This is a genomic window from Micromonospora sp. CCTCC AA 2012012, assembly GCF_040499845.1.
In the GTDB taxonomy this organism is placed as follows: Bacteria; Actinomycetota; Actinomycetes; order Mycobacteriales; family Micromonosporaceae; genus Micromonospora; species Micromonospora mangrovi.
Map to the genome: position 1 here is coordinate 488446 of NZ_CP159342.1, position 21013 is coordinate 509458.

Here is a 21013-nt window from a genome sequence, read left to right on the forward strand (position 1 = left end):
TTTGTGTCATGAACACCGCGCAGTTCACCCCCGCCGGCACGATGACCGCGGAGGACCTGGGCCGGATCCACCTGATCGGGGTGGGCGGGGTCGGCATGAGCGGCCTGGCCCGGCTCTTCCTCACCCGGGGCCTGCCGGTCTCCGGGAGCGAGCTGCGGGAGTGGCCGTCCCTGGCCGGCCTGCGGGCGCTCGGCGGCACCATCCACATGAGCCACGAGGTGGGCAACCTCGACGACGTGGACACCGTGGTCTATTCCTCGGCGATCCCGCAGGACCACCTGGAGATGGTCGAGGCGCGCCGGCGGGGCCTGCGGGTGCTGCACCGCTCGGAGGCCCTCGCCGCGGCGATGACCGGCCGGCGGACGGTCGCCGTCGCCGGCACCCACGGCAAGACCACCACCACCTCGATGGTCACCATGGTGCTCCAGCAGGCCGGCGTCGACCCGTCGTTCGTGATCGGCGGGGAGATCTCCGAGGTGGGCTCGGGCGCGCACCACGGCACCGGCGAGCACTTCGTGGTCGAGGCGGACGAGAGCGACCGCTCGTTCCTCATCTACCGCCCCTACGTCTCGATCGTCACCAACATCGAGGCGGACCACCTCAACACCTACGGCGACCTGGCGAACCTGGAGGCGGCCTTCGTCGAGTTCGCCCGGCTCACCGACCCGGCGGGCTTCATCATCACCTGCGCCGACGACGCGGGTGGGCGGCGGCTGGCCGAGACGCTGCGCGCCGAGGGGCGCCGGGTCTGGACGTACGGTGAGGCGCCCGACGCCGACCTGCGGCTGAGCGAGATGACCTCGTCGGCGCGCGGGGTGCGCTACCTGGCCGAGATCGACGGCCGGTCGCTGGGCGAGATCCGGCTCCCGGTGCCGGGGCGGCACATGGGGCTCAACAGCGCCTCGGCGGTGCTCACCACCTATCTGCTGGGCCTGCCGGTCGAGGCGGCGGAGGCCGCGCTGGCCGCGTTCCCGGGGGTGCGGCGGCGCTTCGAGCGCAAGGGCGTCGCCGACGACGTGCTGGTCTACGACGAGTACGCCTACCACCCGACCTCGATGACCCTGGCCCTGCAGACGCTGCGCGAGGTGGCCGGCGACGGGCGGCTGATCGTCGTCTTCCAGCCGTACCGGCTGTACCGCACCCGCGACCTTCAGGCGGAGATCGCCGCGGCGCTGGGCATCGCCGACGAGCTGGTGCTGCTGGAGGTCTTCGGCCCGGGCGAGCTGCGGCAGCCGGGCGAGGGCTCGGCGGCGCTGCTCGAGGCGGTGCCGCTGCCGGCCGAGCACAAGGTCTTCGTGGACTCCTGGGAGGCGGCGCCGGTCGAGGTGGCCCGGCGGGCCCGACCGGGCGACGTGGTGGTCACCATGGGCGCCCCGCCGATCTCGCTGATGGGCGACCAGCTGCTCGACGCCCTGCTGGCCCGCACCGGTGACGGTGGCTCGGCCCTGGGCACCGTCGTCGGCTCGGACGGCGCGGCGACCGCAGCCGGATGAGCCCCGGTCCGGCGCGCGGTCGTACCCCCGGCCCGGACGGCGGCGCGGCCCGGCGCGGGCCGGTACGCCGCTGGCAGCTGGTCCGGGCGAACACCGACGCGGTGCCGCCGTCGACCCGGCGGTTCATGGCCCGGGCCCGGCAGCGGCGGATGCGCGCGGCCCTGCCCTGGGCGGTGGCCGCCGGGGTGCTGGCCCTGGCCGGGCTGGTCGCCTGGACCGTGCTCGGCACCGGCCTGTTCGGGGTGCGGCAGGTCCGGGTGGTCGGCGCGGAGCTGGTCTCCGAGGTGGAGGTCCGCGAGGCCGCGGCGGTGCCCGACGACGCGCCGCTGGCCCGGGTGGACCTGGCGGCGACCGCGCGCCGGGTCGGCGCCCTGCCGGCGGTGGAGCGCGCGTCGGTGTCCCGGGACTGGCCGGGCACCCTGGTGATCCGGGTGGTGGAGCGGACCGCCGTGGCGGCGGTCCCGCAGGGCGAGCGGTTCGCCGTGCTCGACCGGTCGGGGGTGGTTTTCCGGACCCTGGACCGGGCCCCGGACGCGTTGCCGGTGATCCGGGTGGGTCGGCCGGGCCCGGACGACCCGGGCACCCGGGCCGGGCTGACGGTGCTCGCCGCGCTGACGCCGCAGTTGCGCGCCCAGTTGGTGGCGGTGGACGTGGCCGGGCTGGCCCGGATCACGCTGCGGCTGCGCGGCGACCGGGAGATCGTCTGGGGGGACGCGACCCGGGGCGCGGAGAAGTCCCGGGTGGCCACCGCGCTGCTCGGGCGCAGGGCGGACCGGATCGACGTGAGCGCCCCGGACGTGGTCACCTTCCAGTGACCGGCCGCTCAGCGGAGGTGACGCGTCCCGCTCCACGGGGCGACACGCCGAAAGGGTCCTTGGCTCTCGGCGTGGAGGCGCTTACGTTGCCCCGAAGAGGATCAGTGGTTGACATAACTGTAAGCCTCTAGTAGAGGGTGAGGGTTTCGGCCCGTAGCCTCGCTGGGAACCCCGTCGACCGCTGGTCTGGCCAAGCCGTGTGGGGTCGGCCCATGCCAATCTCGAAGGGAAAGGACCGGAGATGACACCTCCGCACAACTACCTGGCGGTCATCAAGGTCGTCGGCATCGGGGGTGGCGGCGTCAACGCCGTCAACCGGATGATCGAGGTTGGGCTCAAGGGCGTCGAGTTCATCGCGATCAACACCGATGCGCAGGCGCTGTTGATGAGTGACGCCGACGTGAAGCTCGACGTCGGCCGGGAGCTGACCCGGGGCCTCGGCGCCGGCGCCAACCCGGACGTCGGCAAGAACGCCGCCGAGGACCACCGCGACGAGATCGAGGAGGTGCTCAAGGGCGCCGACATGGTCTTCGTCACCTGCGGCGAGGGCGGCGGCACCGGCACCGGCGGCGCGCCCGTGGTGGCGAACATCGCCCGCAAGCTCGGCGCGCTCACCATCGGCGTGGTGACCCGGCCGTTCTCCTTCGAGGGCAAGCGCCGTCAGGTGCAGGCGGAGTCCGGCATAGACGAGCTGCGCAACCAGTGCGACACGCTGATCGTGATCCCGAACGACCGGCTGCTCGCGCTCGGCGACCGCAACATCTCCATGATGGACGCCTTCCGCACCGCGGACCAGGTGCTCCTCTCCGGTGTCCAGGGCATCACCGACCTGATCACCACCCCGGGTCTGATCAACCTGGACTTCGCCGACGTCAAGAGCGTGATGAGCGGCGCGGGCAGCGCGCTGATGGGCATCGGCAGCGCCCGGGGCGAGAACCGCGCGGTCGAGGCGGCCGAGGCGGCCATCTCCAGCCCGCTGCTGGAGCAGAGCATGGACGGCGCGCGCGGCGTGCTGCTCTCCATCGCCGGTGGCTCCGACCTGGGCCTGTTCGAGATCAACGACGCGGCCCAGCTGGTCACCGACGCGGCCCACCCGGACGCGAACATCATCTTCGGCGCGGTCATCGACGACGCGCTCGGCGACGAGGTGCGGGTGACCGTGATCGCGGCGGGCTTCGACGGCGGTACGCCGGCGTACAAGGCGGCCGAGCCGACCCGCAAGACCAACCAGAACCAGCCGGCGCAGCCGAGCACCCCGGTCACCCCGCCGGCCACCATGCCGGCGCCGCAGCAGTCGCCGCGCCGGGTGCTCTTCGACGACGTCGACGTGCCGGACTTCCTCAAGAACGGGTCCTGAGCCCCGCCGATGTCCGACACAGCAGCCACGGTCCGGCCGGACCGGCGCGCCGAGCTGGCCAACGGGCTGGCGCGGGTGCGGGGCCGGATCGCCGACGCCTGCGCCGCCGCCGGCCGGGACGCCGCCGAGGTCACCATGATCGCGGTGACCAAGACGTACCCGGCCGGTGACGTCGTCGCCCTGGCCGGCCTCGGCGTCGTCGACATGGGGGAGAACCGCGACCAGGAGGCGGCGCCGAAGGCCGCCGAGGTGGCGGCGGCCGGGGTGACGCCCCGCTGGCACTTCATCGGCCAGTTGCAGCGCAACAAGTGCCGCTCGGTGGTCCGCTACGCCGACGTCGTCCAGTCGGTCGACAGCGTCCGGCTGGCCGGCGCCCTGGCCGCCGCGGCGGCCGGCCGGGACCGGCCGCTGGACGTGCTGGTGCAGGTCAGCATCGACGCCGACCCGGCCCGGGGCGGCGCCCTGCCGGACGCCGCCGACCGGGACCGTGGCCTCGGCGCGGTGGCGGCGGCGGTGGCCGGCGCGGAGACGTTGCGGCTGGGCGGGCTGATGGCGGTGGCCCCGCTGGGCTGGGAGCCGGAGCGGGCGTTCGCCCGCCTGGCCGAGGTGGCGAGCCGGTTCCGGGCCGAGCATCCGGCCGCCACGGCTCTCTCCGCGGGAATGAGCGGGGACCTGGAAACCGCGATCGGGTACGGCGCGACACATGTCCGCGTCGGCAGCGCGTTGCTCGGAATGCGCCCCACGCTGCGGTAGCCTGACCGCGGAAGAAGCAAATTACATCTGTGTCGTTCAGGAACGGTGTCCCGGTGTCGGGGGCCACGGCGAGCGGACCGCGAATCGCGCGCCGAAAGGGATTGCCGTTCCGGTCCGGTGGGCACCGTGTCCATTAGTGATCAAGCGACACGGCACGGGGGCGCGTGCCGCACGGCGGACGGAAGGGCGCGGGATGGGTGCACTGCGCAAGGCGGGGGTCTGGCTCGGTCTGGTCGAAGAGGACGACGAGCGGGCCTACGAGGACGGTGGCTACGACAAGCCGGGTTACCGCGAGTCGCGGTACCGGTCGAGCCGGTACGCCGAGGAGTTCGCCGACGACGAGGACGAGGAGGCCGAGGAGCCGCCGGCTCCCCGGGCCCGGGTCGGCGACCGTGGTCGGCTGAGCGAGCGCGCCGCGAGCCGGGCGGCGGAGGCCGACCGCGACGTCGAGCGTCCGGAGCGGGCCAGCGTGCGGTCGATCACCCGGTCGGGGGCGGGGGAGACCTCCGGCGCGCTGACCTACCACACCCGGGACAACCTGGCCCTGGCGCCGCAGACCCCGCCGCGCGAGCGTTCGGCGCCCGCGGAGGACGAGCAGCGCTACCAGATCACCACGCTGCACCCGACCACCTACCGCGAGGCGCGGACCATCGGCGAGCACTTCCGCGACGGCGTGCCGGTGATCATCAACCTGACCGAGATGGACGAGGCGGACGCCCGCCGACTGGTCGACTTCGCGGCCGGACTCGCCTTCGGTCTGCGCGGTACGATCGAGCGCGTGACCAACCGGGTGTTCCTGCTCTCGCCGGCCAATGTCCAGGTCACCGCGGAGGACAAGGCCAAGATCGCTGAGGGCGGCTTTTTCAGCCTGAGCTAGCCCCGCTCGACCGAGGGACGTCGCCTGCCGTGTTGTCGATCGTGTTCCAAGTGCTGTACCTGATCGTCTATCTCTTCCTGATTGCCCTGCTCGCCCGATTTGTCCTCAGCGCCGTTCTCCAGTACGGTCGCCGCTGGCAACCGGGGCGAGGAGCGTCAGCGGGACTGGAATCCGTGTGGAGCGTCACTGATCCGCCTCTCAACACGTTGAGGCGTGTGATCCCACCACTGCGAATTGGTACCGTGAGCGTCGACCTGGCCTCCCTTGTGCTCCTGGTTATCCTGTTCGTGCTGATGAGGTTTGTGTTAGAGCCGCTGATCTTCAGGTTCTCCTGATGACCGGCACGCTACGCGGCCGCAACTGACCCGAGGAGTTTCGATGCCGCTGACCCCGGCCGACGTCCACAACGTCGCCTTCAAAAAGCCGCCGATCGGCAAGCGGGGGTACGACGAGGAGGAGGTCGACGCCTTCCTGGACGAGGTCGAGCGCGAGCTTGCCCGTCTGATCGAGGAGAACAACGAGCTGCGCGCCCAGGTGGAGCGCGGCGGTCGGGGTGGCGCTCCCGCCGGCCCCGGCGGCGACGCCCGTCTCGCGGCGGAGCTCAACGACGTCAAGGCCCAGCTGGACCGGGTGCAGCGCGACAAGGCGGCCGCCGAGCAGGCCGCCCGGGCGATGCAGGCCGAGCTGGAGCAGGTCCGTTCCCAGGGCGGCCCGGCCGCCGGTGGGGACGGCGAGCAGCAGGCGCTGCGGGTGCTGATGATGGCCCAGCGGACCGCCGACGACCACGTCTCCGACGCCCGTCGCGAGGCCGACCAGCTGCTCTCCGAGGCCCGTACCAAGGCCGAGGAGGTCACCCGCGAGGCCCGCGCCAAGGCCGACGCGCTGGAGCGCGACGCCCGCCAGCGGCACCAGGAGGCCATGGGCGGCCTGGACGCCAAGCGCACCGCGCTGCAGAAGCACATCGAGGAGCTCAAGCAGTTCGAGCGGGAGTACCGCACCCGGCTCAAGGCGTACCTGGAGAGCCAGCTGCGTGACCTCGACGGCCGGGCCCAGGGCCTGGAGGCCGAGGTCAACCGCGCCGAGGGCACCCGTGCCGCCGGCGGCAGCAACGGCCTCGCCGCGGCCGGCCTCGCCGGCTCGTACGGCGGCGGTCGCTCGGGCTCGCTCGAGTCCGGTCGCTGATCCGCGGTTGGCGGTCGTCCCCCGGACGGCCGCCGGCCGCGCCATCTGAACCGACGCGGCGGGGGTGAGCCGTGATAGTCGCCAGCATCGTGCTCATCCTCGTCGCCGTCGTGCTCCTGGTGGTCGGACTGGCCGGTGGTTCCAGCGGCCTCTTGATCACCTCCATCGCGGCCAGCCTGCTGGCCGCCGTCGCCCTCGTCGTCGGTGCCCGCCAGGCCGCCGCCGCACGGGCCGCGACGACGACCGATCGGGTCACCGGTCCCGGTGGAGGTCCCCGGACGGGCTTCCGGTCCGCGTACGGGCCGCCGCCCGCCGAGCCGGAGACCCCGGTCCCGCACCTCCCCTTCACGGCTCGCACCGACGACGCCGGGTGGCGGCAACCACCCGGTCCGTCGGTGGCCGACCCGTACTCTCCGCCGGCCCCGCGCGACCCGCTCGCCGCCGACGGCTCCGGCCCCTTCCTCGACGCGCCGGGCCCGACCTCGCCGGCCGCCGGCCCGTTCGGCGACGACCCGTTCGACGCCGAGCCGCCCGCCCAGCGGGTGCCGCCCGCCGACGCCGCCCGGGTGGCCCGGCTGCACACCGAGGTACGCGTGGTGGACGGCCGGCCCCGCTACCACCTGGCCGACTGCCCGCACCTGGTCGGCCGCGACGACGAGGCGCTGCCCGTCGCCGAGGCGGTGGAGCTGGGCTTCACCCCATGCGGACACTGCGCACCGGACACCGCCCTGCTCGCCGACGCGCGTCCGAACTGAACCGCGTGCCGATGGACGAGACGCTCACCGTCGCCGTACGGGTGAAGCCGGGTGCCGCCCGGGTCCGGGTCGGCGGTCGCTTCGACGGCCCGCACGGGCCGGCGCTGGTCATCGCCGTGCACGCCCCGGCGGTGGACGGCCGGGCCACCGAGGCGGCCCGCCGCGCCCTCGCCGAGGCGCTGGGGGTCCGGCCGGCGACGGTGTCGCTGCGCACCGGCGCGGCCAGCCGGGACAAGCTCTTCCTGGTCGAGCGCCCCGCCGCGGAGCTGCCCGCCGTGCTGCGCCGGTTGCGCGACGGATCGACCGGGTGAGGCCCGCCCGGACCGGCCGCCGATGACCCCGGGCCTGGATCTCGCGCTGCTGCTCGGTGCGGCAGTCCTGCTGGTGGCGGTCGGCGCGGTGCGCTTCTCCACCCGGCTCGGGGTGCCGAGTCTCCTGGTCTATCTGGCCCTCGGGGTGGCGATCGGGGAGGCGGGGCTGGGCATCCGCTTCGACAACGTCGAGCTGACCCGGATGCTCGGCTTCTGCGCCCTGATCGTGATCATCGCGGAGGGGGGCCTGAGCGCCCGGTGGAGCACCCTGCGCCCGGTGCTGGGGCTGGCCGCCGCGCTCTCCACCGTCGGCGTGGTGGTGAGCATCCTGGTGGTCGGGGTGGCGGTGCACCTGCTGCTCGGGCTGGACTGGCGGCTGGCGCTGCTCTACGGCGCGGTGCTCTCCTCCACCGACGCGGCGGCCGTCTTCGCCACCCTGCGGCGGCTGCGGCTGCCGCCCCGGCTGGTGGCGACCCTGGAGGCCGAGTCGGGCATGAACGACGCCCCGGTGGTCATCGTGGTGGTGCTGCTGTCCCGGCCCGGCGCGGCCGGCCACCCGTGGTGGTACGAGATCCCCCTGGTCGGCTACGAGCTGGGCGTCGGCGCCGCCGTCGGAGTGGCCGCCGGGATCGCCGGCCGGTACGCGCTGCGCCGGGCGGCGCTGCCCTCGGCGGGGCTCTATCCGATCGCGGTGGTCGGCTTCACCGTGCTGGCGTACGCCGCCGGGGCCGTGCTGCACGCCTCCGGCTTCCTCGCCGTCTATGTCGCCGGGGTGCTGCTCGGCAACGCCCGGCTGCCGCACCGGCAGGCGATCCTGGGCTTCGCCGACGGGTTGGCCTGGCTCGCCCAGATCGGCCTGTTCGTGCTGCTCGGGCTGCTGGCCTCGCCGACCCGGCTGGACGCCGCGGTGCTGCCGGCGGTGGTCGCCGGGCTGGCCCTGGTGCTGGCCGCCCGGCCGCTGTCGGTGGCGGTGTCGGCGTTGCCGTTCCGGTTCGGCCCGCGCGAGCAGGCCTTCCTGTCGTGGGCCGGGCTGCGCGGGGCGGTGCCGATCGTGCTGGCCACCATCCCGCTCTCGCAGCGGGTGCCGGGGGCGGACCGGCTCTTCGACGCGGTCTTCGTCCTGGTGGTGATCTTCACGCTGCTCCAGGCGGGCACGCTCGCGCCGGTGGCCCGGCGGCTGGGGGTGACCGCACCGGCCGAGGCGGCCGAGATCCGGGTGGAGACGGCCCCGCTGGAGCGGATGCGGGCGGACCTGCTCCAGGTGGAGGTGCCGCCGGGGTCCCGGATCGGTGGCGTGCACGTGGACGAGCTACGGCTGCCGGTGGGTGCCTCGGTGACCCTGGTGCTGCGCGACGGGGCGGGTTTCGTGCCGGGGCCGGACACCCGGCTGAAGGTCGGCGACAGCCTGTTGATCGTGGCTACCGCCGAGGTCCGCGACGAGGTGGAACGGCGGCTGCGGGCGGTCAGCCGGCGGGGTCGCCTGGCCCGTTGGTTTGGTGAGTACGGCGAAGATCGGGATGCCTGATCTGCTAGCGTTCCCTTTGCCCCGATTGGTGGCTGTTAGGGGCTGAAACGCGGTGCGTCGGTGCGGCACGTTGTCGGACGCCTGCACGTTCCGTATTCTTGCCACCCTCCGGAGTGCTCGGCCGTGTCGCCGGGCACCCGTTCCGTACATGGGGGACGCCGTGCCGGTGGTCCCTGCCCAGGCACGCCGATCGCCGCGGAACTCGCGGCCGAGGGAGCTGACGATGGCCAAGCCAGCCGACACCAGGACCGCCGGCCGCAAGCCGGTGGCGAAGGCCACCCGCAGCGCGGCGGAGACCGAGAAGATCCGGGCGGCGCTGGCGGCCCGGCGCGACGAGTTGCGCGCCGAGTACGATCAGACGCTGAGCGAGATCACCGAGCTGCAGCGCGACCGGCTGACCGACTCGGCCGGGGACGACCAGGCCGACACGGGCACCAAGACGTTCGAGCGCGAGCAGGAGATCTCACTCGCCAACAGCATCCTGGAACGGATCACGCAGGTCGAGCGCGCCCTGGAGCGGCTCGACGAGGGTGGTTACGGCTGGTGCGAGCGGTGCGGCAACCCCATTCCGGTGGAGCGGCTCGCCGCCTTCCCGTCGGCCACCCTCTGCGTGACCTGCAAGCAGCTGGCGGAGCGGCGCTGAGCCCGCTCCCCGGCGGCTCGTCCAGTCGGTGACAGATCACCGCCGAGAGCGTCGATGGGGAGCAGATGACCGCAGCACCGCCCGCCGGGTCCGGCACCGCTGAGCCGGGTGGCGGCACGCCCCGGCGTACCGCGGTCGGGCTCCTCCTCGGCGTCGCCCTGGTCGCGCTCCTGGCCGACCTGGGCACCAAGCAGCTCGCGCTGTCGCACCTGACCGGCCGGGGCCCGGTGTCGTTGCTCGGCGGCGCCGTCTATCTCACGCTCACCCGCAACAGCGGCGCGGCGTGGAGCATCGGCTCCGACCACACCTGGATCTTCCCGCTGATCACCATCGGCGTGATCGCCTGGATCGGCTGGATGGCGCTGCGGCTGCGGTCGCTGCCCTGGGCCGTCTCGCTGGGCCTGGTGCTCGGCGGGGCGCTCGGCAACCTCACCGACCGGATCTTCCGCGCACCCGGCCACTTCGTCGGCCACGTGGTCGACATGGTCAGCCTCTTCGACCCGTACGGGCAGGTCTGGCCGGTGTTCAACCTGGCCGACAGCGCCCTGGTCAGCGGTGTCACGCTGGCGGTGATCCTGGAGCTGACCGGGCGGCAGCGCGACGGCCGCCGGGCCGGCGCGGCACCGGACGACCCGGCGGACACCGACGGCGCGACCGCCGGCAGCGAGCAGCGGGGGCGGGCATGACCGCCGCCTTCGCCGCGGGCGGCGACCAGCGTTCCCTGCCCGTCCCGGACGGTCTCGACGGCATGCGGCTGGACCAGGCCGTGTCCCGGCTCTTCGGGCTCTCCCGCACCGCCGCCGCGACCCTGGTCGACGCCGGTGACGCGCTCGTCGACGGCGTCGTACGGGCCAACTCGTACAAGGTCAAGGCCGGCTCCTGGCTGGAGGTGACCCTGCCCGCCCCGGTGGCCCCGCCGACCGTGGTGCCGCAGGCGGTGCCCGGCCTGACCGTCGTCTACGCCGACGACGACATCGTGGTGGTGGACAAGCCGGTCGGCGTGGCCGCGCACCCGAGCCCCGGCTGGACCGGCCCGACGGTGATCGGGGCGCTGGCCGCCGTCGGCCACCGGATCTCCACCAGTGGCGCCGCCGAGCGGCAGGGCGTGGTGCACCGGCTCGACGTCGGCACCACCGGGATCATGGCGGTGGCCAAGAGCGAGCAGGCGTACACCGCGCTGAAGCGGGCCTTCAAGTACCGCGAGGTGGAGAAGCGCTACCACGCGGTGGTGCAGGGTCACCCGGACCCGCTGCGCGGCACCATCGACGCGCCGATCGACCGGCACCCGCACCACGACTACCGCTGGGCGGTGGTCACCGGTGGCAAGCCGAGCATCACCCACTACGACACGCTCGAGGCGTTCCGCTCGGCGAGCCTGCTCGACGTGCGGCTGGAGACGGGGCGTACCCACCAGATCCGGGTGCACTTCTCGACCCTGCGCCACCCGTGCGTCGGCGACCTGACCTACGGCGCCGACCCGACGCTGTCGGCCCGGCTCGGCCTGAGCCGGCAGTGGCTGCACGCCCGCTCGCTGAGCTTTGCGCACCCGCGTACCGGTGAGCAGGTCACCTTCGTCAGCGACTACCCGGAGGACCTGGCGCGCGCGCTGGAACTCCTCCGCGACTGACCGCCGAGCGACAGGGAACGCCGTGTCCACCGACGAGCCGTCGCGCCCGGCCCCCGGTCGGTCCCGGTCGGCCACGCTGAGCTGGGTCGCGTTGCTCTGCGCGGCGGCGGTCCTGCTCACCGCCGCGTGGAGCGGGCGGCGTGCGCCGGTGACCGACCGGACCGTCGGTGAGGTCACCCGGGTGGGCGTGGCGGCCGGCGACCCGATCCCCGGCTACCTGCGGGCCGCCGCCGCCGAGCTGGCCGGGCTGGCCGACCCGTCGCCGCCGGCCCCCGGGTCGTACGCCCTGGTCTCCTTCTCGGCCTATCTCACCCCGCGGCGGGCGGCCGTGGCGCTGGCCGGACTGGAGGCCCCGGCGGTCGTCGCCCGGGTGCCGCTGCCCGGCCGGCAGACCGAGATCGTCCGGATCCCGGCGGGCCGGCTCCCCGACGACGTGGTCGCCGGGATGGCCCAGGTCGCGGAGCGCAAGGACCGGGAGGCGGTGGACCAGCGGGCCCGCGCCGCCGCCCCGGCCGCCGCCGCGGACCCGCAACTGCGCCGGGTGTACGAGACCGGCGCGCAGGTGGCCGCCGCGGAGGCGGACGCCTACCGGTCGGCCTGCGCCTGCGTCTACGCGGCGGTGGTCCGCGGCCCCGCGGACCGGCTGCGCGCCCTGGCGGCCCGCCCCGGGGTACGCGTCGTCGACCCGGCGCCGGAGCTGGTGCGGTTGGACCGCGCGGTCCTCACCCCGCCGCTGCCGGAGCAGCGGGACGTGGCCCGGCCCCCCGCCGACGACGGCCTCCCTGGGGCGGCGGGCGGGACGACGGTGGGCGATTCGTCGGAACCCGCACCGACGGTGAGCGGCCCCTCACCGGCCCCCGGCGGCGGCGTATCGTCCGGCGCACCCCCGTCGACCTCCCCGGACGTCGCCGGAACCGGAGAATCCACGGTACGACGGTGAAGATGGCCACCTACGGATGTGCGTAGACAGGTGTGGTCCGAATAGGGTTTCGTTCGTAGCCTGTCAGGCGGAGATCGATGGGTCTGGGAGGGCGAGCCTTGGATGGCAGCGAAACCGGCTGGGGTCGGCAGGCTGAGCCGGCACCGCGGTGGCGGGCGCTGCTCGACCGGGCCCGGCTCGGCGGCCGGAGCGCGGAGCAGGTCGAGGCCGACCGCCGCGCCGAGGAGGCGGCGGCGCCCGAGCCGCTGCCCCGACGCGGCAGCGGCACGGCGTGGTCCGGCCGCGCGTCCGCGTCGGCCCGTCCCGCCGACCTGACGTACGACGCGGAGCCCGCCTACCGGGTGGAGGCGAGCTACCGGGTCGAGCCCGCCTACCGGATCGACCCGTCCTTCCGCGCCGAGCCCGCCTACCGCCCCGAGCCGGGTCACCCGGCCGAGCCGAGCCATCCGGCCGAGAGCGGCTATCCCGTGGCGGCGACCTACCCGGCGGAGCCGAGCTATCCGGCGGAGCCGAGCTATCCGGCCGACTCCGGCTACCGGCCCGAGCCGGCCTACGGTCCCGACCCCGGATACCGGGCCGACCCGCAGCCCGGCTACCGGGCCGAACCGGCCGCCGACCCGCCCGTTCCGCGGCCGCGCCGGGGCACCGCGTCCGTCGAGTCCCGGTACGCGCTGCTCGACAACGGCTACCGGCACGAGGCCCCGCCCGCGGAGTCCCGCTACGCCCCGCTGCTCGACGGCGGCTACCGACCGCCGACCTACCCGGCGGTGGAGCCCCCGCCGGTCGAGCCCGTGCCGGCGTACCAGGTGCCGGTGGAGCCGGTCCCGGCGTACCAGCCACCGGCGATCTCCGACGGCTATCCGGTCCGCAGCGAACCCGCCCGGGTGGAGTGGCGGGCACCGGCCCCCGAGAGCGAGCAGGAGCGGGCCGCCGGCGTGCTCCGCCGGGAGCTGGGCACCCCCCGGGTGCTCGCCTTCGCCAACCCGAAGGGCGGCGTGCACAAGACCACCGCCACCGTGCTGGCCGCCGCCACCGTGGGGAGTGTGCGCGGGCGGGGCGTGCTCGCCTGGGACGACAACGAACTGCGGGGCACCCTCGGCCTGCGCGCCGGCAGCGCCCGGCACGCGCGGACCATCCGGCACCTGATCTCCGACCTCGCCCAGATCGAGATCCTGGAGGGCGCCACCCTGCTGGAGCACCTCGACGACTACCTGCGGCACGCCTCCGACGGCTCGTACGACGTGCTGGCCGGGGAGGAGAGCCCGCGCTTCGCCCAGCGGCTGGACCAGTTCACCGTCAAGCGGGTGCTGGAGCTGCTGCGGCGGACCCACGACGTGGTCTGCGTGGACACCGGCAACAACGTGGAGAGCCCGAACTGGCGCACCGTGATGCAGGCCGCCGACCAGCTCGTGGTGACCACCGTGCCCCGGGAGGACGCCGCGTTCAGCGCCGACTGGATGCTGGACCTGCTGCACGAGGTGGGGATGGGGGAGCTGGCCGACAACGCGGTCACCCTGATCTCCTGCCCGACCCCGGGCCGCTCGTCGCTCCAGGACGACCTGGAGCGGCACTTCGCCACCCGCACCCGCGCCGTCGCCGTGGTGCCGTACGACGCGGCGCTGGAGACCGGGTCGTCGATCGAGTACCACCAGCTCCAGCCGGAGACCCGGGCGGCGTGGCTGAAGGCCGCCGCGGTGATGCTGGAGCCGTTCGCCCGGTGACCGGCACCGGCACCCCGCACCGTCGCCGCGCCTGAGAGGATCACCGGGTGAGCCCGGACACCTCCGACCCCGAGCGTCCCGCCGACCAGTCCGGCGGGCCCGCCGAACCGCCGCGCGACGACGCCGCGCCGCCACCGCCGTACGCCACGCCGGTCACCGCGCGGCCCGCCCGGGGGGTGCGCCGCTCCCTGGGGCTCGCCGTCGGCGTCGCGCTGCTGCTGACCGCGCTGGGCGCGCCGCTGGGGCTGCTCTGGGCGGCCGTCGCCCCGGACACCCCGGTGGTGAAGACCTCCGAGGGGGCGATCTACGGCACCACCCAGCCGGAACAGCCGATCGCCGCCGACGGGTGGTTCAGCCTGCTCGGGCTCGGCTTCGGGGTGCTCGCCGCGATCGCCCTGTGGGTCCTGCTGCGTCGACGGCGGGGCCCGGTCGGGCTGCTCGCCGGGGTCGTGGGCGCCCTCGGCGCGGCGGTGGTCGCCTGGCAAATCGGCCGGCGGATCGGGCTCGCGACGTACCACCGGCTGCTGGAGACCGCCCCGGACGGGCGGGCCTTCACCAAGCCGGCCGACCTGCGGGCCGGCGGGGTGGACTGGTTCCTCGGCGTGCTGCCGGTGCCGCACGGCAACCTGCTGCTGCCGGCGTTCGGCCTGGCGGTGACGTACACCCTGCTGGCCGGCTGGTCCCGGTGGCCGTCGCTGCGGCCGGAGCCCGAGCTCGACGCGGCCTGGCCGCCGGTCGGCGCCGGCGCGCCCGGGCTCGTCGGTGGCGGGCTCGGTGACGGTGGGCTCAGTTGGGGGCCGGCGGACCCGCCAGCTCGGTCAACGGCACCGGAACCGCCCGGACCTGGCGCAGCAGAGCCGCCTCGCGGTTGAGCAGCCGCAGCTCGGCCCGGAGCCGGCCGGCGGTGTCGTCGATGGCGAGCAGCCGCTGCCGGTCCGCGACGGTCAGCGCGGCGGTCGCGGCGACCAGGTGGGACAGCACCGTCGGATCCTCCGGCAGCTGCTCGGAGACCTCCTCCGGGTCGGGGCGGATCAACCCGAGATACTGCCGGAAGACCGAGATCACCCGGGCGGCGAGCAGGTCGGCGACCTCGTCCGGGCCGGTCGGGTCGGGCAGCCACTCCACCTCGGCGGTCAGGTAGGGCGCGGCGGAGTCGTCGATGTCGACCACCCGGAACCGGCGCCGCCCCACCGTGACGATGTCGAACCCGCCGTCGTCCAGCTCGGTGACCTGCCGCAGCTCGGCGGTGCACCCCACCTCGTGCAGGGTCACCTCGCCGCCGCCGAGGCCCGGCCGCTCCGGTGGCCCGGCCGCGGCCACCTCCCAGCCGGCCCGGATCGCCACCACACCGAACTCGCGTGGCGCTCCCTCGGGCCGGGCCACCAGGTGGCGCACCAGTTCGCGGTAGCGCTCCTCGAAGATGTGCAGCGGGAGCACCAGCCCCGGGAAGAGCACCGTTCCGAGCGGAAACACCGGCAGCCGCACAGTCACGCCAACGAGCGTAGCCCGATCCGGCCGCGGCGGCGTGTCCCGGCTCACCGTCCCGCCGTGCGGGCGGCTCGGGTCGCCCCGGAGCGGGCCGCCTAGACTCGCAAGGGTGTTGAATCGGATCGACCTGCGCGGCGGCGAGCGCGACCCGCGCCGCCTGCTGCCCCGTGCCCAGCTCGACGTCTCCGTGGCGGTCGAGAGGATCCGTCCCCTCGTGGAGGCGGTCCGGGAGCATGGTCACCCGGCGATCCGGGAGGCCAGCGAGCGGTTCGACGGCATCTCCCCGGAGCACCTGCGGGTGCCGGTCGACGCGATCAAGGAGGCCGAGGGGACTCTCGACCCACAGGTCCGCGCCGCGCTGCTGGAGTCGATCACCCGGGCCCGCAAGGTGCACGCCGACCAGCGGCGTACCGACCACACCACCCAGGTGGTCCCGGGCGGCACGGTCACCGAGCGCTGGGTGCCGGTCGACCGGGTCGGCCTCTACGTCCCCGGCGGCCTGGCCATGTATCCGTCGACCGTGGTGATGAACGTGGTCCCCGCCCAGGCGGCCGGCGTCCGCTCCCTGGTCGTGGTCAGCCCGCCGCAGAAGGAGAACGGCGGCCTGCCCGACCAGCGGGTCCTCGCCGCGTGCGCGCTGCTCGGCGTCGACGAGGTCTACGCGGTCGGCGGCGCCCAGGCGGTCGCGATGCTGGCGTACGGGTCGACCGTCGACGCCGAGGGCGTCGAGCGCTGCGACCCCGTCGACATGATCACCGGTCCGGGCAACATCTGGGTCACCGCCGCCAAGCGCCTGCTGCGCGGCGTGGTGGGCATCGACGCCGAGGCCGGCCCGACCGAGATCGCCATCCTGGCCGACGACACCGCCGACCCGGCGCACGTCGCCGCCGACCTGATCAGCCAGGCCGAGCACGACCCCCTCGCGGCCAGCGTGCTGGTCACCCCGTCGGTGACGCTGGCCGACGCGGTCGAGCGCGAGCTGGCCCGGCAGGTGCCGGCCACCCGGCACGTCGAGCGGGTCACCACCGCGCTCACCGGCGAGCAGAGCGGCATCGTGCTCGTCGACGACCTCGAGGCCGGGCTGCGGGTGGTCGACGCGTACGCGGCCGAGCACCTGGAGATCCAGACCGTGGACGCCCGCGAGTGGGCGCTTCGGGTCCGCAACGCCGGGGCGATCTTCGTGGGCGCCTGGTCGCCGGTGTCGCTGGGCGACTACTGCGCCGGCTCCAACCACGTGCTGCCCACCGGCGGCTGCGCCCGGCACTCCTCGGGGCTCTCCGTGCAGTCCTTCCTGCGCGGCGTCCACCTGGTCGAATACAGCCAGGACGCGCTGCGCGACGTCGCCGGCCACGTGGTCACCCTGGCGAACGTCGAGGACCTGCCGGCGCACGGCCAGGCGGTCAGCGTCCGCTTCGCGGGGGAGGGGACCCCGTGACCACGCTGGACGACCTGCCGCTCCGCGACGACCTGCGGGGTCTCACGCCGTACGGGGCGCCGCAGCTCGACGTGGCGGTACGGCTGAACACCAACGAGAACTCCTACCCGGTGCCCGAGCCGGTGGTGGAGGCGATCAACAAGGCCCTCGCGGCGGAGCTGCGCGACCTCAACCGCTATCCGGACCGGGACGCCGTGGCGCTCCGCGCCGACCTGGCCGGCTATCTGGGGCACGGGCTCACCGTCGAGCAGGTGTGGGCGGCCAACGGCTCCAACGAGATCCAGCAGCAGCTGCTCCAGGCGTTCGGCGGTCCGGGGCGCAGCGCGCTCGGCTTCGTCCCGGCGTACTCGATGCACCCGCTGCTGGCGCTCGGCACCGGCACCGGCTGGATCCCCGCCCGGCGGGGCGTCGACTTCGGGCTGACCGCCGACGAGGCGGTCGCCCAGGTCCGCGAGCACCGGCCCGACGTGGTCTTCCTCTGCTCGCCGAACAACCCCACCGGCACCGCGCTCGACCCGGCGGTGGTCGCCGCGGTGCTCGACGAGGCCCCCGGCATGGTGGTCGTCGACGAGGCGTACGCCGAGTTCGCCCGGCCCGGCACGGTCAGCGCCCTGGCGGTGCTCCCCGGCCACCCGCGGCTGGTGGTGACCCGGACGATGAGCAAGGCGTTCGGCTTCGCCGGTGGCCGGCTGGGCTATCTGGCCGCCGACCCGGCGGTGGTGGCGGCGGTGCAGCTCGTCCGACTGCCCTACCACCTCTCCGCGCTCACCCAGGCCGCCGCCCGCGCGGCGCTGGCGCACCGCGACGCCCTGCTCGGCACGGTCGCCGCGATCATGCGGCAGCGCGACCGGATCGTCGCCGAGCTGCGCGAGCGGGGCCACCGGGTCGCCGACAGCGACGCCAACTTCGTGCTCTTCCAGGTCGCCGGCGACCAGGCCGCCGCGTGGCGCACCCTGCTGGAGCACGGGGTGCTGGTCCGCGACGTCGGCCTGCCCGGCTGGCTGCGGGTCACCGCCGGCACCCCCGCCGAGACCGACGCCTTCCTTTCTGCAATGGAGAAGCTCTCATGAGTCGCACCGCCCGGGTGGAGCGGGTCACCAAGGAGACCAAGGTCCTCGTCGAGATCGACCTCGACGGCACAGGCCAGGCCGAGATCACCACCGGCGTCGGCTTCTACGACCACATGCTCCACCAGATCGCCCGGCACGGCGGCTTCGACCTGACCGTACGCACCGTGGGTGACCTGGAGATCGACGCGCACCACACGATGGAGGACACCGCGCTCGCCCTGGGCGCCGCGTTCGACCAGGCGCTGGGGGACAAGGCCGGCATCCGGCGGTACGGCTCGGCCACCGTCCCGATGGACGAGGTGCTGGTCCGGGCCGCCGTCGACCTCTCCGGCCGCCCGTACGTGGTGCACGACGAGCCGGCGCTGGCGCCGTACATCGGGCCGGTCTATCCGACCAGCATGACCCGGCACATCTGGGAGTCGTTCGGCCAGGCGGCCCGGATCACGCTGCACGTGGACGTGCTGCGCGCGGCCCGCCCCGGTGGCCACCCGGACGCCCACCACGTGGTGGAGGCCCAGTTCAAGGCCGTCTCCCGCGCCCTGCGCGAGGCCACCGCGATCGACCCGCGCAACGCGGGCGTGGTGCCGAGCACCAAGGGCGCGCTCTGATGAGCGCGAGGAGCGCAGCGCGGCGGAGCCCCGCGGTCGCGAACGAAGGGCCGTGCTGATGGGTGCCGTCCTGTTGATCCTGGGCGGGGTCCTGGTGGGCGGGGCCTGGTCGTTGCACAAGCAGGGCGCGTCCCGCGTCGCGGTGCTGGTCGTCGGCGCGCTGGCCGCGCTGGCCACCGTCGCCGGGCTGCTCTGGCTGCTGCCGGGGAGGAACTGACATGGCCAAGCGGATCGTGGTGCTCGACTACGGTTCGGGCAATCTGCGTTCGGCCGAGCGCGCCCTGGAGCGGGCCGGCGCGGACGTCACGGTGACCGACGACCTGGTCGCCGCCGCCGAGGCGGAGGGCCTGGTGGTGCCGGGCGTGGGCGCGTTCGCCGCCTGCATGGCGGGGATCGAGGCGCTCGGCGCCGGCCCGGTCATCGCCGAGCGGGTGGCCGACGGGCGGCCGGTGCTGGGCATCTGCGTGGGGATGCAGGTGCTCTTCGCGCACGGCGACGAGCACGGCGTGGTGACCAAGGGGCTGGGGCTGCTGCCCGGCGGGGTGACGAAGCTGGCCGCCCCGCGGCTGCCGCACATGGGCTGGAACACCGTGGCGGCGCCGGCCGGCTCGGTGCTCTTCGCCGGGCTGCCCGCCGACAGCCGCTTCTACTTCGTCCACTCCTACGGGGTGAACGACGTGGCCGGGCTGACCGCGGCGGGCGCGACGGTGACCACCGCCCACCACGGGACCGACTTCGTGGCCGCCGTGGAGCGGGGTCCGCTCTCGGCGGCCCAGTTCCACCCGGAGAAGTCCGCCGACACCGGGGCGGCGCTGCTGCACAACTGGCTCACCAGCCTGTGAGCGCGAGGAGTGAGCCGGGGTTGCGAGCCCGGTCGGCCGCGGTGAGCGCGAGGTGAGCAAGGAGCGGGCCCGCCGTCGGGCGGCCCGCCAGGCCGAGGTGGAGCGCGAGCGCGTCGTCCGCCGCCGCCGGGTGGCCCGGCGGGAGCGCCGGCGGGCGGTCGTACGCCGGTTGACGCCGAAGCTGCGGCGCGGCCGGACCGGCCGGCTGGCCCGGCACACCCGCGGTGAGCGGGCGGCGATCGTGCTGCTCACCGGGGCGGCGCTGGCCGCCATCTGGAGTTTCGTCGACGACCTGGCGCTGCGGTTGGCGTTGGTCGTGTTGTTGCTGCTGGTCCTGCCGGCGATCGTGGTGATCGCCCTGGACCGTCGTACCTGATGCGAGGAGAAGACCTGTGAGCCTCACCCTGTTGCCCGCCGTGGATGTCGCCGACGGCCAGGCCGTCCGGCTCGTGCAGGGAGCCGCCGGCAGTGAGACCGGGTACGGCGACCCGGTGGAGGCCGCCCTGGCCTGGCAGTCCGACGGGGCGGAGTGGATCCACCTGGTCGACCTGGACGCCGCCTTCGGGCGGGGCACCAACGCGCACCTGCTGGCCGAGGTGGTCCGGCAGCTCGACGTGAAGGTGGAGCTCTCCGGCGGGATCCGGGACGACGAGTCGCTGCACGCGGCGCTGGGCACCGGGGCGGCGCGGGTGAACATCGGCACCGCCGCGCTGGAGAACCCGGAGTGGTGCGACCGGGTCTGCGGCGAGTACGGCGACCGGGTGGCGATCGGGCTGGACGTGCGGGGTCGTACCCTCTCGGCGCGTGGCTGGACCCGCGACGGCGGTGACCTGTTCGAGGTGCTGGAGCGGCTGGACAAGGCGGGTGCCACCCGCTATGTGGTGACCGACATCACCAAGGACGGCACGATGCGCGGGCCGAACCTGGACCTGCTGCGCGAGGTCTGCGCCCGCACGGACGCCCCGGTGATCGCCTCGGGTGGCGTCTCGACCCTGGACGACCTGCGCGCCCTGGCGACCCTGGAGTCGATCGGCGTGGAGGGTGTGATCGCCGGCAAGGCGCTCTACGCCGGGGCGTTCACGGTGGCCGAGGCGCTGGAGACGTTGCGGACCGCCTCGTGACGACGGTGGCGGGTGACGACGGGGTGGTCACCCGGCTCGGCTCGGGCGGCCCGTGGGAGGCCGTGTACGGCTACGCGCGGGTGGTCCGGGCCGGGAGCCTGGCCTGGACGGCCGGCTGCACGTCGACGGTTGACGGGCGGGTGGCGCACGTCGGCGACGCGGCGGCGCAGACCGCGCAGGCGCTGCGCATCGGGCTGGACGCGCTCGCCGAGGTGGGCGCGGCGCCGGCCGACGTGGTCCGGACCCGGATGTACGTGACGGACCGGATCTATGCCGACGAGGTGGGTCGGGCGCACAACGCGGTCTTCGGGGCGGTCCGCCCGGCGGCGACGATGGTGGTGGTGGCCGGCCTGATCGACCCGGATCACCTGGTCGAGGTCGAGTTGGAGGCCTGGCTCGGCGACCGCTGATCCCGGCCGCCCGATGTGTGGGCGGCCACATCGCGCTCCG

Annotated in this window: 25 protein-coding genes; 24 read left to right on the plus strand and 1 reads right to left on the minus strand. The window is 74.6% G+C overall.

What is annotated here, in order from left to right; genetic code table 11:
* Positions 1–8: 8 nt before the first annotated feature.
* From murC to ABUL08_RS02375, 16 genes are all read left to right on the plus strand, one after another.
* The gene (gene murC / locus ABUL08_RS02300; RefSeq protein WP_350934024.1) at positions 9–1493 is read left to right on the plus strand and encodes a UDP-N-acetylmuramate--L-alanine ligase; all 1485 of its coding nucleotides are present in this window, start codon (positions 9–11) and stop codon (positions 1491–1493) included.
* Positions 1490–2308: a cell division protein FtsQ/DivIB gene (locus ABUL08_RS02305; RefSeq protein WP_350934026.1), complete on the plus strand. Its 819-nt coding sequence runs from the start codon at positions 1490–1492 to the stop codon at positions 2306–2308. The genes murC and ABUL08_RS02305 overlap by 4 nt, the downstream gene beginning before the upstream one ends.
* A gap of 241 nt (positions 2309–2549) precedes the next feature.
* Positions 2550–3665 (plus strand): cell division protein FtsZ, encoded by a 1116-nt coding sequence (gene ftsZ / locus ABUL08_RS02310; RefSeq protein WP_350934028.1) that lies wholly within the window; start codon positions 2550–2552, stop codon positions 3663–3665.
* 9 nt (positions 3666–3674) lie between these two features.
* A complete protein-coding gene (locus tag ABUL08_RS02315; RefSeq protein WP_350934030.1) occupies positions 3675–4418 on the plus strand; it encodes a YggS family pyridoxal phosphate-dependent enzyme in 744 nt (247 codons plus the stop codon).
* Positions 4419–4611: 193 nt separating this feature from the next.
* Complete coding sequence (locus ABUL08_RS02320) at positions 4612–5295, plus strand: cell division protein SepF (protein WP_350934033.1); 684 nt, start codon at positions 4612–4614, stop codon at positions 5293–5295.
* A 29-nt stretch (positions 5296–5324) separates the two neighbouring features.
* Entirely contained in the window at positions 5325–5630 is a 306-nt protein-coding gene (locus ABUL08_RS02325) for a YggT family protein (protein WP_350934035.1), read from the plus strand.
* Between the two features lie 43 nt (positions 5631–5673).
* A complete protein-coding gene (locus ABUL08_RS02330; RefSeq protein ID WP_350934037.1) occupies positions 5674–6477 on the plus strand; it encodes a DivIVA domain-containing protein in 804 nt (267 codons plus the stop codon).
* Positions 6478–6548: 71 nt separating this feature from the next.
* Positions 6549–7232 carry a hypothetical protein gene (locus ABUL08_RS02335; protein ID WP_350934040.1) on the plus strand — a complete coding sequence of 228 codons (684 nt, stop codon included), beginning with the start codon at positions 6549–6551 and terminating at the stop codon, positions 7230–7232.
* An 11-nt stretch (positions 7233–7243) separates the two neighbouring features.
* Positions 7244–7543, plus strand: a complete 300-nt coding sequence (locus ABUL08_RS02340; protein WP_350934042.1) for a DUF167 domain-containing protein — start codon at positions 7244–7246, stop codon at positions 7541–7543.
* Positions 7544–7565: 22 nt separating this feature from the next.
* Positions 7566–9068 carry a potassium/proton antiporter gene (locus ABUL08_RS02345; protein WP_350934045.1) on the plus strand — a complete coding sequence of 501 codons (1503 nt, stop codon included), beginning with the start codon at positions 7566–7568 and terminating at the stop codon, positions 9066–9068.
* Positions 9069–9291: 223 nt separating this feature from the next.
* The gene (locus tag ABUL08_RS02350; protein ID WP_334561368.1) at positions 9292–9711 is read left to right on the plus strand and encodes a TraR/DksA family transcriptional regulator; all 420 of its coding nucleotides are present in this window, start codon (positions 9292–9294) and stop codon (positions 9709–9711) included.
* Between the two features lie 65 nt (positions 9712–9776).
* Positions 9777–10397, plus strand: a complete 621-nt coding sequence (lspA, locus tag ABUL08_RS02355) for a signal peptidase II (protein WP_350934046.1) — start codon at positions 9777–9779, stop codon at positions 10395–10397.
* The gene (locus tag ABUL08_RS02360) at positions 10394–11338 is read left to right on the plus strand and encodes an RluA family pseudouridine synthase (protein WP_350934048.1); all 945 of its coding nucleotides are present in this window, start codon (positions 10394–10396) and stop codon (positions 11336–11338) included. Before lspA ends, ABUL08_RS02360 begins: the two co-directional genes overlap by 4 nt.
* Positions 11339–11360: 22 nt before the next feature.
* Positions 11361–12278, plus strand: a complete 918-nt coding sequence (locus ABUL08_RS02365) for a hypothetical protein (RefSeq protein ID WP_377522761.1) — start codon at positions 11361–11363, stop codon at positions 12276–12278.
* Between the two features lie 77 nt (positions 12279–12355).
* Positions 12356–13999 (plus strand): AAA family ATPase, encoded by a 1644-nt coding sequence (locus ABUL08_RS02370; protein WP_350934050.1) that lies wholly within the window; start codon positions 12356–12358, stop codon positions 13997–13999.
* A gap of 47 nt (positions 14000–14046) precedes the next feature.
* The gene (locus ABUL08_RS02375; protein WP_350934052.1) at positions 14047–14871 is read left to right on the plus strand and encodes a DUF2567 domain-containing protein; all 825 of its coding nucleotides are present in this window, start codon (positions 14047–14049) and stop codon (positions 14869–14871) included.
* On the opposite strand, the gene ABUL08_RS02380 is transcribed toward ABUL08_RS02375, so the two are convergent.
* Positions 14786–15490 carry an LON peptidase substrate-binding domain-containing protein gene (locus tag ABUL08_RS02380; protein ID WP_350934054.1) on the minus strand — a complete coding sequence of 235 codons (705 nt, stop codon included), beginning with the start codon at positions 15488–15490 and terminating at the stop codon, positions 14786–14788. The two genes, ABUL08_RS02375 and ABUL08_RS02380, sit on opposite strands and share 86 nt — an antisense overlap.
* Positions 15491–15596: 106 nt before the next feature.
* Here ABUL08_RS02380 and hisD point away from each other — a divergent pair, with 106 nt between their 5' ends.
* The 8 genes from hisD to ABUL08_RS02420 are packed head-to-tail and all read left to right on the plus strand — an operon-like array spanning position 15597 to position 20973.
* A complete protein-coding gene (gene hisD / locus ABUL08_RS02385) occupies positions 15597–16922 on the plus strand; it encodes a histidinol dehydrogenase (RefSeq protein WP_350934056.1) in 1326 nt (441 codons plus the stop codon).
* The gene (locus ABUL08_RS02390) at positions 16919–17992 is read left to right on the plus strand and encodes a histidinol-phosphate transaminase (protein WP_350934058.1); all 1074 of its coding nucleotides are present in this window, start codon (positions 16919–16921) and stop codon (positions 17990–17992) included. The genes hisD and ABUL08_RS02390 overlap by 4 nt, the downstream gene beginning before the upstream one ends.
* A complete protein-coding gene (hisB, locus tag ABUL08_RS02395) occupies positions 17989–18600 on the plus strand; it encodes an imidazoleglycerol-phosphate dehydratase HisB (RefSeq protein ID WP_350934060.1) in 612 nt (203 codons plus the stop codon). Before ABUL08_RS02390 ends, hisB begins: the two co-directional genes overlap by 4 nt.
* A 58-nt stretch (positions 18601–18658) precedes the next feature.
* The gene (locus tag ABUL08_RS02400; protein WP_350934061.1) at positions 18659–18817 is read left to right on the plus strand and encodes a hypothetical protein; all 159 of its coding nucleotides are present in this window, start codon (positions 18659–18661) and stop codon (positions 18815–18817) included.
* 1 nt (position 18818) lies between these two features.
* Positions 18819–19442 carry an imidazole glycerol phosphate synthase subunit HisH gene (gene hisH / locus ABUL08_RS02405; RefSeq protein WP_350934064.1) on the plus strand — a complete coding sequence of 208 codons (624 nt, stop codon included), beginning with the start codon at positions 18819–18821 and terminating at the stop codon, positions 19440–19442.
* A gap of 52 nt (positions 19443–19494) precedes the next feature.
* Positions 19495–19818, plus strand: a complete 324-nt coding sequence (locus ABUL08_RS02410; RefSeq protein WP_350934066.1) for a hypothetical protein — start codon at positions 19495–19497, stop codon at positions 19816–19818.
* Between the two features lie 16 nt (positions 19819–19834).
* Positions 19835–20563, plus strand: a complete 729-nt coding sequence (gene priA / locus ABUL08_RS02415) for a bifunctional 1-(5-phosphoribosyl)-5-((5-phosphoribosylamino)methylideneamino)imidazole-4-carboxamide isomerase/phosphoribosylanthranilate isomerase PriA (RefSeq protein WP_350934067.1) — start codon at positions 19835–19837, stop codon at positions 20561–20563.
* Positions 20560–20973 carry a RidA family protein gene (locus ABUL08_RS02420; protein ID WP_350934069.1) on the plus strand — a complete coding sequence of 138 codons (414 nt, stop codon included), beginning with the start codon at positions 20560–20562 and terminating at the stop codon, positions 20971–20973. Before priA ends, ABUL08_RS02420 begins: the two co-directional genes overlap by 4 nt.
* Positions 20974–21013 lie beyond the last annotated feature (40 nt).

Bases quoted from the DNA above. Each gene is read 5' to 3' on its own strand.
- ABUL08_RS02305 (WP_350934026.1), top strand. From the start codon at position 1,490: ATGAGCCCCGGTCCGGCGCGCGGTCGTACCCCCGGCCCGGACGGCGGC.
- murC (WP_350934024.1), top strand. From the start codon at position 9: ATGAACACCGCGCAGTTCACCCCCGCCGGCACGATGACCGCGGAGGAC.
- ABUL08_RS02400 (WP_350934061.1), top strand. From the start codon at position 18,659: ATGGGTGCCGTCCTGTTGATCCTGGGCGGGGTCCTGGTGGGCGGGGCC.
- ABUL08_RS02320 (WP_350934033.1), top strand. From the start codon at position 4,612: ATGGGTGCACTGCGCAAGGCGGGGGTCTGGCTCGGTCTGGTCGAAGAG.
- hisH (WP_350934064.1), top strand. From the start codon at position 18,819: ATGGCCAAGCGGATCGTGGTGCTCGACTACGGTTCGGGCAATCTGCGT.
- ABUL08_RS02345 (WP_350934045.1), top strand. From the start codon at position 7,566: ATGACCCCGGGCCTGGATCTCGCGCTGCTGCTCGGTGCGGCAGTCCTG.
- ABUL08_RS02340 (WP_350934042.1), top strand. From the start codon at position 7,244: ATGGACGAGACGCTCACCGTCGCCGTACGGGTGAAGCCGGGTGCCGCC.
- ABUL08_RS02360 (WP_350934048.1), top strand. From the start codon at position 10,394: ATGACCGCCGCCTTCGCCGCGGGCGGCGACCAGCGTTCCCTGCCCGTC.
- hisB (WP_350934060.1), top strand. From the start codon at position 17,989: ATGAGTCGCACCGCCCGGGTGGAGCGGGTCACCAAGGAGACCAAGGTC.
- ABUL08_RS02350 (WP_334561368.1), top strand. From the start codon at position 9,292: ATGGCCAAGCCAGCCGACACCAGGACCGCCGGCCGCAAGCCGGTGGCG.
- ABUL08_RS02315 (WP_350934030.1), top strand. From the start codon at position 3,675: ATGTCCGACACAGCAGCCACGGTCCGGCCGGACCGGCGCGCCGAGCTG.
- ftsZ (WP_350934028.1), top strand. From the start codon at position 2,550: ATGACACCTCCGCACAACTACCTGGCGGTCATCAAGGTCGTCGGCATC.
- ABUL08_RS02370 (WP_350934050.1), top strand. From the start codon at position 12,356: ATGGGTCTGGGAGGGCGAGCCTTGGATGGCAGCGAAACCGGCTGGGGT.
- ABUL08_RS02330 (WP_350934037.1), top strand. From the start codon at position 5,674: ATGCCGCTGACCCCGGCCGACGTCCACAACGTCGCCTTCAAAAAGCCG.
- lspA (WP_350934046.1), top strand. From the start codon at position 9,777: ATGACCGCAGCACCGCCCGCCGGGTCCGGCACCGCTGAGCCGGGTGGC.